Source organism: Halorubrum sp. Atlit-28R, from assembly GCF_003665955.1.
Taxonomy (GTDB): domain Archaea; phylum Halobacteriota; class Halobacteria; order Halobacteriales; family Haloferacaceae; genus Halorubrum; species Halorubrum tropicale.
In genome coordinates, this window is record NZ_QPLS01000002.1 from 1 (window position 1) to 12,918 (window position 12,918).

General features: G+C 65.8%; 14 protein-coding genes. 8 read left to right on the forward strand and 6 right to left on the reverse strand.

The genetic code is table 11. The features are described from left to right. Positions 1 to 122 precede the first annotated feature (122 nt). From DVK06_RS18185 to DVK06_RS03550, 4 genes are read right to left on the reverse strand one after another with little or no spacing between them, the layout of a single operon-like run. A complete protein-coding gene (locus DVK06_RS18185; RefSeq protein ID WP_147438045.1) occupies positions 123 to 473 on the reverse strand; it encodes a hypothetical protein in 351 nt (116 codons plus the stop codon). Between the two features lies 1 nt (position 474). Further along, positions 475 to 945, reverse strand: a complete 471-nt coding sequence (locus DVK06_RS03540) for a hypothetical protein (RefSeq protein ID WP_147438046.1) — start codon at positions 943 to 945, stop codon at positions 475 to 477. A gap of 44 nt (positions 946 to 989) precedes the next feature. Continuing rightward, the gene (locus tag DVK06_RS03545; protein ID WP_121599312.1) at positions 990 to 1,250 is read right to left on the reverse strand and encodes a DUF378 domain-containing protein; all 261 of its coding nucleotides are present in this window, start codon (positions 1,248 to 1,250) and stop codon (positions 990 to 992) included. Further along, positions 1,247 to 1,657: a hypothetical protein gene (locus DVK06_RS03550; protein ID WP_053771138.1), complete on the reverse strand. Its 411-nt coding sequence runs from the start codon at positions 1,655 to 1,657 to the stop codon at positions 1,247 to 1,249. Before DVK06_RS03550 ends, DVK06_RS03545 begins: the two co-directional genes overlap by 4 nt. Before the next feature lie 113 nt (positions 1,658 to 1,770). Between DVK06_RS03550 and DVK06_RS03555 the strand changes: the two genes are divergently transcribed. Both DVK06_RS03555 and DVK06_RS19750 read left to right on the forward strand, forming a co-directional pair. After that, the gene (locus tag DVK06_RS03555) at positions 1,771 to 1,980 is read left to right on the forward strand and encodes a hypothetical protein (RefSeq protein ID WP_006113927.1); all 210 of its coding nucleotides are present in this window, start codon (positions 1,771 to 1,773) and stop codon (positions 1,978 to 1,980) included. Between the two features lie 239 nt (positions 1,981 to 2,219). Next, a complete protein-coding gene (locus tag DVK06_RS19750) occupies positions 2,220 to 2,477 on the forward strand; it encodes a hypothetical protein (RefSeq protein WP_121599313.1) in 258 nt (85 codons plus the stop codon). 39 nt (positions 2,478 to 2,516) lie between these two features. Here the strand turns inward: DVK06_RS19750 and DVK06_RS03565 are convergent, their stop codons facing one another. After that, the gene (locus tag DVK06_RS03565) at positions 2,517 to 2,963 is read right to left on the reverse strand and encodes a type IV pilin (RefSeq protein WP_121599314.1); all 447 of its coding nucleotides are present in this window, start codon (positions 2,961 to 2,963) and stop codon (positions 2,517 to 2,519) included. A gap of 174 nt (positions 2,964 to 3,137) precedes the next feature. On the opposite strand from DVK06_RS03565, the gene DVK06_RS03570 reads away from it, so the two are divergent. After that, positions 3,138 to 3,914 (forward strand): hypothetical protein, encoded by a 777-nt coding sequence (locus tag DVK06_RS03570; RefSeq protein WP_121599315.1) that lies wholly within the window; start codon positions 3,138 to 3,140, stop codon positions 3,912 to 3,914. 18 nt (positions 3,915 to 3,932) lie between these two features. Here the strand turns inward: DVK06_RS03570 and DVK06_RS03575 are convergent, their stop codons facing one another. Beyond that, on the reverse strand, positions 3,933 to 4,196 hold the full coding sequence (locus DVK06_RS03575; protein WP_121599316.1) for an ArsR family transcriptional regulator: 264 nt from the start codon (positions 4,194 to 4,196) through the stop codon (positions 3,933 to 3,935). A 380-nt stretch (positions 4,197 to 4,576) separates the two neighbouring features. Here DVK06_RS03575 and DVK06_RS19755 point away from each other — a divergent pair, with 380 nt between their 5' ends. The 5 genes from DVK06_RS19755 to DVK06_RS03600 all read left to right on the forward strand — a co-directional run bounded on the left by DVK06_RS19755 (position 4,577) and on the right by DVK06_RS03600 (position 12,815). Continuing rightward, positions 4,577 to 4,837 (forward strand): hypothetical protein, encoded by a 261-nt coding sequence (locus tag DVK06_RS19755; protein WP_121599317.1) that lies wholly within the window; start codon positions 4,577 to 4,579, stop codon positions 4,835 to 4,837. Between the two features lie 90 nt (positions 4,838 to 4,927). Further along, on the forward strand, positions 4,928 to 5,971 hold the full coding sequence (locus DVK06_RS03585) for a site-specific integrase (protein WP_121599318.1): 1,044 nt from the start codon (positions 4,928 to 4,930) through the stop codon (positions 5,969 to 5,971). Between the two features lie 389 nt (positions 5,972 to 6,360). Then, entirely contained in the window at positions 6,361 to 7,164 is an 804-nt protein-coding gene (locus DVK06_RS03590; RefSeq protein WP_121599319.1) for a MarR family transcriptional regulator, read from the forward strand. Positions 7,165 to 7,350: 186 nt separating this feature from the next. Beyond that, complete coding sequence (locus tag DVK06_RS03595) at positions 7,351 to 9,933, forward strand: PD-(D/E)XK nuclease family protein (RefSeq protein WP_121599320.1); 2,583 nt, start codon at positions 7,351 to 7,353, stop codon at positions 9,931 to 9,933. Further along, complete coding sequence (locus DVK06_RS03600) at positions 9,930 to 12,815, forward strand: exodeoxyribonuclease V subunit beta (protein ID WP_121599321.1); 2,886 nt, start codon at positions 9,930 to 9,932, stop codon at positions 12,813 to 12,815. Before DVK06_RS03595 ends, DVK06_RS03600 begins: the two co-directional genes overlap by 4 nt. Positions 12,816 to 12,918: the final 103 nt, after the last annotated feature.

Consider the following 12,918-nt stretch of genomic DNA (forward strand, 5'->3'; position numbering starts at 1 on the left):
CGTTGAGTCGGCTTGTTTCCATCAACATTGTCAAGCGCCTCTTGGAGTTCTTCGACGGAGATCTCGTTGAGGTGATCCATTACAGGCAACATATCTCTCTGAGTAAAAAGTTCTACCGACTACTATAGGTTATTCTCGATGGAGGTCATTACCCGCTCGTCTACGGACTTCAGCTCTAGAAAATCCTCTTTAATGCTTGATTCAAGAGCATTTTTGCCCGTATAATTCGAGTAGTCCCTATCGGGCCCGGTAAATAGGTCTACACCTTCATTTATTAGGTATCCTAGCGCCGCTGCTCCTGCCGCCGCGCCCACACCAAGCGGCGCAATCGCCGCAGCTGAACCGACAGGGGAACCGCCCATTCGTGAAGCCCCGCCGATCGTCGCCGCGGACCCGACACCCACAGCTGCCGCTTTTCTCATTACCCCCCGCCGCGTGAACGTCCGATCGTCGTCTAATTGTGTTGTGGTCATGCTAGTCCTCGCGACTGAGGTAGATCGCCCCGAGGAGGGCGATCGCCGCCACGATCAAGCCGGTCGAGGCGCCCGTACCGCCGAGACCACCGCCGGCACCGCCGGAGACGCGCTTGATAACGCCCCAGTCGACCGACTCGATGAGAGACCCGTCGCCCGAGCCCGTCACCGAGATATGGACGCGAGTGTAGTTGCCTCGATCGTCGTCGGTGAGCGCATACTCGTAGGATTCGACAGACCCACTCGACAGGGTTCGTGTTTCGTTCAGTAGCTCGGTTCCGTTCCCGATGTCGGTCCCGTTCGGTAGCCCCTCAACGACGACCGTCACATTCGGCGCCGGATCGCCGGAGTAGATCGGAGCCGCCGTCACGTCGGCATATGCGCTGTCCGTGTCGTTTGTGACCTCTACGGTCCCGTTGTCGACGGCCGTGTCGGCCGCGACGCCGCCGGCGGCGAACCCGCCGAGCAGCACGACGACCGCGAGAAGAAGCCCGCCGGCCGCGATTGTGTTGCGGTTCATGAATCGTCACCCCGAATCGAGTCGACGACGTCGGTGACGTCGTAGACGCCGAGGTGATCGGCGAACGTGATCACGCCGGCGACGGCGACTGCGCCGTAGACGACGGTCGCGACGACCGGCGAGGAGAGCGCGGTCGAGAACTCGGCGACGGCGTTGTAGTCGAAGAACTCAACGAGCCCCCAGTTGAGGGAGCCGATCGAGGTGAGGATCCAGATCACTCCCGCGATCGTGTCCTCCCCGTCCCAGATCGAACTCATAGCATCCACCCCAGCGCGAGCTGGCCGGCAGTAACCGCTACCACGTACAGGAGTCCCCACAGGTCGGAACTCTGGAAGAAGGTACCGACCGTGTCAGGGAGCGCGACGAACGCGACCGGAAGCACGAGCGTCCCGATAGCCGCGAACATGTACCAGCCTTGAAGCCCCTGAATGTCGTCAGAGAGCGACTGAAACTCGGTGTTGTCGTTCGTCAGGATAGTGCCGACGATCGAGCCGTAGCCGATGATCCACGCGGTCGAAAGGCCGATTCCCGCGACGGTGAACTGTGTCGCACCAAAGTTCACGTCGAACAGTTGGAACGTTGCGATACCGACAAGCATGAACGCCGAGGCGAGCCCCGCCACTACGAGGGCGGCGTCAACGGCGTCGAATTCCATTTTCGCCATGCGAGCGGCCGGGCCACGGTGTTCCCCATATACTCCCGCATTCAGTACGGTCTATGCCCGTTCCGTGTCACTTTGAGGTACATTTAAGTGAACCACCGTGCCCGCGAGGGTCGATGGGATTCAAAAGTCTCGTCGACCGCGACGGTAGCGGAACCGTAACGATCGACAAACAACACCTCGAACTCGACGGATTAGTCGCAGAGGACGGTTCGATCAAGGAGGCCGACGCTCACACGCAGCGCGTCGGCGAGCGTGCGTACTTGGTGCGCTTCCCCGAAGACGGTGAAGTGCCGACGCTGTTGGAGCTCGTGGGGCGAGCGTGAAACCTTGTGGAGAGGGGTTCTCGACGCGACCCCGTGGGGTCCAACGTGGATGTATTCACAATCCGCGATCTATGTACTTCGCTCGGGACGATCGATGCGCGAGGTACATAGAAATCGGTTGGGTTGCGGGTGGCGACCGCGGCGATCGTGGTCGATCCGTGGGTACTACTTCAACACAGACCGGTTCAGTCACTCCAGAACGACGGGATCGTGACCCTGGTACATACAACGTGGTATAAATGAGTCGTCGAACCAGCCTCAAACTCACCGATGAGCGCGAGCGCCAGCTCGAAAAGGCTAGCGAGATCGTGGCGAGCGGTCCCGACGACGACCCGCCGATGAGCGTCGTGATCGACGCTGCGCTCGCACATCTTATTCAGTCAGAGACGAATATTCGAGAGGCTCGCGATGAACTAGCTCCAGCTACAATCCAACGGTTCAACACAGATGTCATTGGATTGCGATACCGAACTCAGATACAGAGTCAGTGGCGATAGAAGGATAATACAGCAAATGAAAGAGAGTTAGTTGTCCGGTTAGGTCGAAACGGTATCTTCGTAAATAGTATTTCCACTCGGATCGTGAACTATACTGATATCGACATTCTGGGAGGTACTGTAATCTGTACTAGTAAGCTCGGTAAAGGAGAACGTAGTCCCAGACTGCCACGGATTGGAACTTGAATCTGCGCTATCTGCTACAGTTCCGACTCTGGTTCCATCCACGGTCACTGTGAGATCGCTCGGATCAAGATCTTGGCCGCCAGTCTTTGTGATATCGAATGAGATACCGTTTCCAGTCCCTTCTACATTATCTGTGTCAAAAGATGCTTGCGGTGCGGTATCGCCTAACTGATCGCCGAGTCCGAGGACGAATGTCCCGATGACGGCGGCCAGAATCACGGTAATTGCGACCATGAGTATGACCCCGATAACGGGACTGACAGCACGATCTTCTCCTTTGAACGGGTTGATTAGTTTCATGATTGAACCCAGCTAGGGCCGAGGACTCGATTCCGGTACCGCTGCCGAAGTGAGCCCTTCAGGTTGCTGGCTACCCGAGAAGACGACGATCCGGTATATGTACTTAATGGCGTAGGTATCACGGATGAAAATTTGAGGGGAGACTTCAAATCCTGTTGTCGCAGTATCACGTGTATGGTCCCCACGGCATCGGCTCTCGCTCGCACATACAGCGATCGTGAGTATCCGGATCCGTGGGAGAAGGTCTTTGACTATCGACGGGTCCAAGAATATGCGGCCGAACACCCTAACCACGGGCGCATCCGGGTCGGGAAAGCCCTCGACCTTCCACCGGGCCGCGTTCGGGGATGGCTTGACGAGGGGATGCCAGATTCCGTCCGTGGGATTCAAACTGCGATTGATCACGGCTGGCTCGACCCGGACCCTGAGGGTGAGACGGCAGCCGCGCTCGTCGAGCTGCTCGCACACGTCCTCGCGGGTGGGAGCATCGCGACCGAGAGTTACAGCCCCGCGGTGACACCCGGAAGACGAGTGAGCGCCGCGGAGGTCCGAGACGCCTTCGAGCGCGTCGGCCTAGAGACACGTACCCGCAACGCCGACACGCCCAACCGGGCGACCGAGATCGTCCCCACGTGTGACGGGACGGTCCTCGGTCGGTGTCTCGTCGCGATGGGCGCACCGACCGGCGCGAAGACGTCGCTCGACCATCTCCCTGCGGTTGTGTGGGACGTACCTCAGTCGGTCCGGCGGTCGTTCGCGCGGATCTACGTTCGACACCGCGGGCTGAACTACGCCGACAAATCGACGACGCGTGTTCAGGTCGATCGGCCGAGTTCGTTCATCGCGGAACTGCGCGAGGTACTCGACGACGTGATCGACGAACAGGTGACCACGGCGGACGCCGGGCTCACCATCTCGGCGGCTGCCGCCCGCGAACTCGGCGTCGAGTAGCACCGCCGACTTAGTCCGTTACTCTTCGAGGTCGCCCGCGTCGAGGTCGCCAGCGAGGTAGGCCCGCCCGCGTTCGGTGACCCGGTAGTAGCCTCGCTTCTCGGAGGTCTTCTCGACGAGTCCATGCTCGTCGAGGATCGGGAGTCGTCGCTTTACCGTCGGGTGAGAGACGCCGTCGACGTTGTGAGAAATCACCGCTGGGGGAAGATCTAGGTCGGACTCGTCGAGCAACTCCAAGATCGCAGGGTCCGACTTGGTCATCCACGATACCAGCGGGCGCATACCTTCACGACTCGGTCCCGTGTGATAACATCACCTAAGAGACCGCCTTCTGATCCCATTTGGTTTCTCTATAATACTGTATAGTGTCAAAATATAAGTACCCGCTACGCTACATCCGGATCAACGGAAGCACTCTCGCGGACCCGTCGCTCTCCGATGGGTCCGGCTCGCAGGAAAGCGGACCCCGCTGCTGGAGACAGCGGGCCCGCGCGGGCTTCCGTATCCGAGGTACGAAAGCCATGCTCGACCACTACGCGCCGGGGTTTGAAATCCCCGATCGACTGAGGAACCGTAACACAATCGCCGGAGGCGACTACTTTCAGTTTCACTCCACGCGTCTGGATCTTCTCTTTTTAACACCCGTTCATCGGTCGGAATCGATGCCTCCGAAAGAAGTTGTGCGGATCGAAGACCGGCAGGATAGGTGGCGGTTCGTGTGTCCCCGCGGCCACCGCTCGTGGGAACCGACGAATCACCACTTCTGGTGTCAGAAGTGTGCCGCGAGCGACGACTATGACGGCGTGTTTCAGACTCTCAGCGACCGCAAGACTGGCGCCGAGTTGACCCGCGATCGGGTTCGGCTCGTAACGCCAGTCGGTCCCTACGATCGCGATCTCGATGGTAAGGAGGGATCCGCGTGAGCGACCAGAGCGGACACGCTCGTCGGATCGCCGAGCAGCTCGCGATGTACGACGACGAGGACGACGAGATCGAAGAGCCGGAGGACTCCGATGAGTGATGAGCTAGAACCGATTCCACCCGATCGAGCCGTCGAGATGCATCTCGACCGGATGAAAGAGGATCGCGCCGAGTGGACTCAGACGACCCACCGGAGCGAGCTTCGGCCGTTCGTCGAGTGGTGTCGCGAAGAGGGCGCGATCGACAACCTGAACGAGCTCTCCGGTCGGGACCTGTACGAATACCGCATCTGGCGACGCGAAGGCGGGTACAGCAACAGCAAGGTCGACGAACTTGCGAAGAAGACGCTTCACTCGAACCTCTCGACGTTGCGGTCGTTCCTCAAGTTCTGCGGGGAGATCGAGGCGGTTCACTCGGACCTGTACGAGAAGGTGCCGCTGGTGAAGCTCACCCGTGACGACGAGGTGAGCGACTCGTACCTTCGACCCGAGCGGGCCGCGGACATCGTCGAGTACCTCTCTCGGTACGAGTACGCGAGCCGCGATCACGTCGTGTGGGCGTTGATCTGGCACACCGGCGCTCGCCTCGGTGCCGTCCGATCGCTCGATCTCCAGGATCTCGACTTGGAGGGAAACCAGCCCTCGATCGAGTTCGTTCACCGGCCGGAGACGGGAACCCCGCTCAAGAACGACACCGCGAGCGAGCGAATCAACCGTATCAGCCGCCGAGTCGCACAGATTCTAGAGGACTACATCGACGGTCCGCGGACGGACACTGTCGACGACCACGGGCGGAACCCGCTCGTCACTACCGACGCGGGCCGGATCGCGGCCGGGACCATCCGGACGGCATTCTACCGATGGACTCGCCCGTGCTTCATCGGCAAGGAGTGTCCGCACGACGAGGATCCGGAGTCGTGTAAGTTCGCGACGTTCCGGCACGTGAGCGGGTGTCCGTCCGCTCGGTCACCTCACGACGCCCGCAAGGCGCGGGTGACAAAGTACCGGAACGACGGTGTCCCGCGCGGCGTCGTCTCGGACCAGCTCAACGCGAGCGAGGACGTTCTCGACAAGCACTACGACCGCGCTTCGGAGCGTGAGAAGGCAGACCGCCGCTGGCAGATTATACAACAATGAGTAACACACAAATTCAAGCCGAATACAACGAGATAACTACGGGACTCAAGTCCTGTAGCGCCCACTTCCTCACCGATCGCTTTTACACCGATCTCGATTTTCCCGTGGTGAACCCAGCCGAACGGGGACCGATCTGGGCGGCGCGACCGTCGCCGCCCCGCGTACCGCACCGTCGCCGCCCCGCGTAGGTCCGAGCAGATCGGATTCGATCTCGCGTCGCTCCGCGGCCCGGTCGCTCCCGTCCGGAGTACAACTCTCTCGCACCGCGGAACAAGCAAATTTGAATTGTGTACACTGAGGTTTCTCAACTGAGCTGAGAACCGGCCGCAGCGCAAGCTCGCCGTGAGATAGACAACAAGACTTTGCTTGTGGCGGCCAACGGGCCGGTAATGGGTGACACAGCGGGCGGCGGGTCGCCGGACGTCCTCGAGAACAAGCGGAGCGCGACGCGCTATCAGGTGCTCGTGGAGATCGCGGCCCGCCAGCCGGCGGTGAGCCAAGGGGAGGGCGCGGACGCGATCGGCGTGACCTCACAGGCGGTCAGCGACTACGTCCGCGACCTCGTCGAGTCGGGCTACGTCGAGAAGGGCGGCCGCGGGCGCTACGAGGTGACCAAGGAGGGCGTCGACTGGCTCATCTCCCGGACCGACGACCTGGAGACGTACCTCGAACGGGTGAACTCCGACGTGTTGGAAAGCGTCGAGGTCGACGCCGCGATCGCGCTCGACGACGTGGCGGAGGGGAAGGAGGTCGGGCTGGTGATGCGCGACGGCGTCCTCCACGCCAACCCCGCCGGCGGGACCGCGACCGCGGTCACCGTCACGAGCGCGGCGAGGGGCGAGGCCGTCGGCGTCGCCGACTTCGAGGGCGTCGTCGACTACGAGACGGGGACCGTCTCGGTGCTGCCCGTCCCGACCGTCACCGACGACGAGCGCCTGGACCCGGACGTGGTCTCGACGCACGTCCCGGACGAGGGCCTCGTCGCGGTCGCCGGGACGGAGGCGTACGCGCTCGTCTCCCGGAGCGACGCCTCCCCGGACGTCCGGTTCGGGACCGCGGAGGGCGTCGCCGAGGCGGGGATGCTCGGCCTCGACGTCCTCTTGGTCGCCGTCACCGACGAGATACCGCGACACACCTCCAAGCTCCGCGACCGGAACGTGCCGCATCGGGTGCTCGACTCGGACGCGTTTTAGCCGCCTCGGACCCTTCGCTCTCGCTTTCGGCCCCCTCACGCCGGTGCCGTCGCCCGCGTCAACGACGGGCACGTCGGATTCGGGCGGCTGATCCCGACCGCCGTCCGCCCCCCGGGCCTGACCGCGCCCGCGGGGTCGCGGGCGCCTTCCGTATCTTTTTGTGACTCGTCCGTATCCTCGGTAGGCGTGCCTATTCGGAGAGCGAAACGGGCGGAGTCACTCTACGCGGCGGTCGAGGGGTACGACCTCGTCGTCACCCCCGACGCCCCGCTGGCGAGCGCCATCAACCGCCGCCTCGACCGCCCGCACTTCGGGACGTTCGCGACCACCCCGCGCCGCCTCGCCGCCGGCCGCCGCGAGCAGGCGGAGGACCGGCGGGCGTTCCTCGAACTCGTCACGTCGACGGACCGCGACTGGAAGGCGGTCGCGTACGCCGTCGGCAACGTCCTCCAGTGTTGGGAGCACACCGGGCGGCTCGACGCGATCCTCGAGTACGACGCCTACGTCGACGACGCGACCCGCGAGGTCGTCGCGGGCATGCGAACGCTCCGGACCACCTCGAAGCGGCTCACCGAGTACGAGATCGACGACGGACGGTCGGTCGCCGTCGTCGGTCACGACCAGCTGACCGCGCTCGAACGCGGCGTCCTCCCCGAGTCGTTCGACCGCGTCGACCTGTTCACCGACGAGGCGTTCGACCACCCGCCGTTCCACGTCTTCGAGTCGGCGACGGACGTCGTCGCCGCGCTCCTCGAGACGGTCTCCCCGAGCAACGCCGAGAACGTCGCCGTCGTCCTCGACGGCGGGGGGCGGTACTCCTCGCTCGTCGAGTCCGCGTTCGAGGCGGCGGACATCCCCTTCTACGGCGGCCCCGGGTTCGCAGACGACCCGCATCACCGGGCGTTCGTCCGGCTCCTCCGGCTCTGCTTCCGGGGCTCCGAGACGACCGTCGGCGACGCCGCGCCGGTCCTCTCGCAGTTGGGGATCGACGTTCCGGTCGCCGACCGCGAGCGGCGGATCGAGGCGGTCGACGGGGCGGGCGCGGCGTGGCTGCGGTCGTTCCGCGACGCGGCCGCGGACCGGACGTTCGCGGCGGCGCTCGACGCGTACGCGACCGAGGCCGGCGTCGATCTGAGCCGCCTCGACGAGGAGCTGTGCCGCCTGGGCCTCGCGGACGAGCCCGTGACCGAGGGCGCCGTCGACCGGCTCGCGTACTACCTCCAGACCTACGAGGTCCCCGTCGACGCGGACAACGAGGGGGTCCTCCTCGCCGACGCGAAGTCGTCCGCGTACGTGGACCAACCCGTCGTCTTCCACCTCGGCATGGGCGAGGCGTGGACGCACTCGGCGCCCCAGCGGCCCTGGGTCGACACCGAGGCGCAGTTTGACCGCTACGTCGGCGACTTCCAGCGCCTACTCCAGAGCGGCGACCGGCGGTACTACCTCGTCCAGGACGCTGCCGGCGGGGAGCCGATCACCCCGTGTTTGTACCTCGGCGACCTCCTTGACGACGAGTTCGAGCGGTTCAGCGACCTCGATTCGGTCGAATACCGGCGCCGCCCGCGGCCGACGGGGGAGGGGTTCGACCGGCAGCCGACCGGCGTGGAGCCGGAGTCGGTCGAGACGGTCAGCCAGTCGGCGCTCAACAGCTACGTCAACAGCCCGCGCGACTACCTCTTCGACCGGCTCCTCGACGCGCCGGACCGGGAGCGGTTCGTCGAGGGGAACCTCTTCCACGACTTCGCGGAGTTCTACGTGAACCACCCCGACGCGGTCGCCGCGGCCGACACCGGCGACCTCGTCGACGCGATGCTCGCGGAGGCGGCGGCGTTCTTCCCGGCCGACGACGAGCCGCTGCGCCGCCGCACGTACCGCGTCGGCCTCGAACTGATAACGGCGTATCTCGACGAGGCGGCACCCGAGTCGGACGACTTCCTCACGCCGGCCTCGGGGCGGGGGACGAACTTCTTCGCCGACTACTTCGACGAGCCCGTCGACTCGCCGCTCACCGAGCGCTGGTTCGAGGACGCGTCCCTCGGCCTGAAGGGAAAGATCGACCTCGTGCGGTCGCCCACCCACCTGCTCGATTACAAGAGCGGGCGCAGGAAGCGGGCCTCGCAGGTGGTCGGCGGCGCGGCGGCCGACCCGCCGGCGGACGCGCCGAACTTCCAGGCGGCGCTGTACCTCGCGTACTACCGGTCGGTCCGTCCGGACGAGCGGCTGGAGTTCACGTTCTTCCACTTCCTCGAACCGATGGCGGACGCGATCGCGGGCGAGGCCGACCTCGACGACGCGCTCACGACCGTCACCTACCACCCGGTCGCGTTCGACGAGTACGTCGCCTCTCGCGAGGCCTACGAGCGGCTGTTGGACGGCTACGCCGACTGCCGGGAGACGTTCGCGGACCTCGGCTACGAGGCGTACGAGGAGATTCTGGCCCCGCTGACCTTCCCCGAGACGACCGACAGGGGCGAACTGCGCGACTCCGCGTTCGCCGCGCGGTTCACCGACGCCGTCCGCGCGGCGACCGCGGCGGGCGTCGACGCCGAGAAGGGCGTCGACCAGGCGATTCGGGAGCTCAACGGCGCCCGGAGGCGGGCGTTCTTCCGCGAGGACCTCGACGCGTTCGAGTCGTTCGTCGGCGAGCGCCTCGACGAGCTCAACGAGCGACGCGCCGGCGAGGAGCGGTTCCCGGTCGACGGGCTCGGGGGCGAGCCGAACTACCGGCGCGTGGACAACCGCGACCTGCTACTGGAGGGCGACCGATGAGCGAGCCGACGCCGAACGACGCGCAGCGGGAGCTCATCGAGGGCACGGAGGGGACCTACCTCGTCGACGCCGGCCCCGGGACGGGGAAGACGTTCGCCGTCACCCGCCGCTACGGCCGGATCGTCGACCGGCCCGAGACGGACCCGGACGACGTGCTGCTGGCGACGTTCACGCGGAGCGCCGCGACGGAGATGAAAGCGCGGATCGTCGACCATAGCGCGTACGGGCTGCGGGAGCTGGCCGACGCCCCGATCCGGACGTTCCACTCGCACTGCCACGAGCTCCTTCAGGAACACGGGTACGCCGCGCCGACGCACCTCGGCATCGACGAGCGGATCACGGGCTCGACGCGGATCCTCGACGACGAGCTGATCGAGGCCGAGCGGTTCCGCGAGTTCTTCGGCGGCTTCCGCGACGACCACCCGGAGCACGCCGACTTCTACCGCGTGCTCTCGTCGCCGGGCGAACTGCTCGACCTGATCCGGGAGCTCGCGTCGAAGGGGGTCTTCCCCGCCGCGGACGGCTGGTACCGCGACGGCGAGTCCCACCTCGACGGGGACTTCGAGGCGTTCAAAGAAAGGTTCGACGCGGTGAACGACCCCCGCAACGACGGCCGCAAGCAGTCGGTCCTGCGCGAGGACCTGAGCCGGTTCGGCCGCGACAAGACGTACCTCCCGGACGCGCCCTCGAAGTTGGCGCTGCGGGGCGGTCGGGGGACCAAGCGACTCGACGACGACGTGGCCGAGGCGGTGTTCCGCGAGGACCGCGAGGCGCTCAAGGCGTTCGTCCACGACGCCTACCTCGGGTACCTCCGGTTCGCGCTGCGTCGCAACTACCTCAGCTTCAGCTTCCTCCAGCTGTTCGCGTTCGTCCTTCTCTGCGAGAACGAGCGCGTCCGGGAGACGGCGGCGTTCGAGTACGTCACCGTCGACGAGTTCCAGGACACGAGCGAGGTCCAGTTCAAGCTCGCGCTCCTCCTCTCCGCGGCGGACAACCTCTGCGTCGTGGGCGACTGGAAGCAGAGCATCTACTCGTTCCAGTACGCCGACGTGGACAACATCCTGGAGTTCGAGGGGCGCCTGGACCGGTTCGCGGCGGACCTCAACGCCGACGCGGACCGCGTCCCGTTCGACTCGCCCGACCCGACCCGGATCGAACTGCGGGAGAACTACCGGTCGACGGCGTCGGTGATCGACCTCTCCGAGCGGGCGATCGCGACGCCGGCGTCGAGCGGCGAGCCCGTCGACGCCCCCCTCGACGACGTGGTCGAGCTCTCCGCGAACGCCGCGTTCGACAACACCGTGATCGAGGGGATCCGCCACGAGGACGAACACGAGGCCGTCCTCTCGAAGGTCCAGGATATCGTCGGCAACGACGACTACGCCGTCGAGGGCGAGGACGGGGAGCCGCGCCCGCCGGAGTACGGGGACGTCGCGGTGTTCACGCGGACCCGCGACTACGGGCGGGAGCTGCTCGACGTCGCCGCGGAGCACGACTTCCCGGTGGCGTACGACGGCGAGATCGAGCTGTTCCGGACCGACCCGGCGAAGCTGCTGCTCGCGTGGCTCCGGATCCTCGACGCGGACGCCGACCGCGGCTGGGCGGTGGTGCTCGAACGGATCGGCTACGCGGTCGACGAGGTTGACCACATCTTGGAGACGGGGTCGTACCCGGCCGGGCCGGCCGAGTTCCGCGACGAGCTCCGCGATCTGGAGTCGGTCGGGGCGGTGGCGCGCCGCGTCCTCGACCGGTACGGGTTCACGGGCGACGTCGCCGACGTGCTCTTAGACACGATCCAGTCGGTCCACGACTCGACGACGGCGACGCGCGGCGACCTGATCCGGCACATCGAGCGCGGCGTCGAGACCGGCGGCACAGTCGACGTCAGCGCGTCCGCGGGCGACGACGCGGTGACCGTCCAGACGATTCACACGGCGAAGGGGCTGGAGTATCCGATCGTCGTCATGGCGAACATGAACGAGGGGCGCTTCCCGCCGCGGGCCGGCGGGTCGAGCGTCATCCAGTTCCGGGACCCGGTCGGGCTCCGCCGGCGGAAGGTGTACTCGGAGGACGGCGCCCACCCGCACGTGTACGACGACTGGCGGTACGACGTGGTCAGGCGCTGTCTGCCGCGGGGGTACGACGAGGAGCGGCGGCTGCTCTACGTCGCGGTGACGCGCGCGGAGAGCCACGTCGTGTTCGCGGCCGGCGAGGACCCGAACGCGTTCCTCGCCGAGCTCCCGTTCTCCGTCGAGGAGGCCGATCCCGACGTCGAGCCGCTCGACCGCGGCGAGCCGGCCGACGCGGACCTCCCGTTCGCGGTCACGGCGCCCGACGGGCCGATCGGTCACACGCCCCACTCGCTGATGGACGAGTCGGTGTTCGAGGACGCGGGCGAGCGACCGGAGCCCGGTCCGGAGGCCGACCCCGAGACGCGGGGGATGGACTTCGGGTCGCGCGTCCACGACTTCGCGGAGGCGTACGCCCTCGGCGACGACGTGACGCCGTCGAACGACCACGAGCGGCGGATCGCCGAGCTCCTCGACGGCCTGTCGGGCGACCTCCGGGTCGAGGAGCCGGTCACGCTCCCGGTCGCGGTCGACGGCCGGCGCGTCACTCTCTCCGGAATCGCGGACCTCGTCCGCGTGACGCCGGACCGGGTCGAGGTGATCGACTACAAGACGGACGCGACCCGGCGCGCGCGGGCCGAGTACCGGAAGCAGCTCAGCGTCTACTACCACGTCCTCGACGAGTGGTTCGCCGACAGGCCGGTCGAGACGAGCCTGTTCTACACGAGCGACGGGACCCGCGAGCGGATCGAGCCGCTCTCGCTCGGCGAGCTTCGTGCGCTCGTCCGCGCGACCGAGACGGGCCCCGAGTGACGGGGTCGGATTTTTCACGGCCCGAACCGGAGAACGCGTATGTTCGTTCCCGTCGCACCGCGGGCCAGGGCCGGAGTCAACGACTGCGACCGCCTCGCGGCGC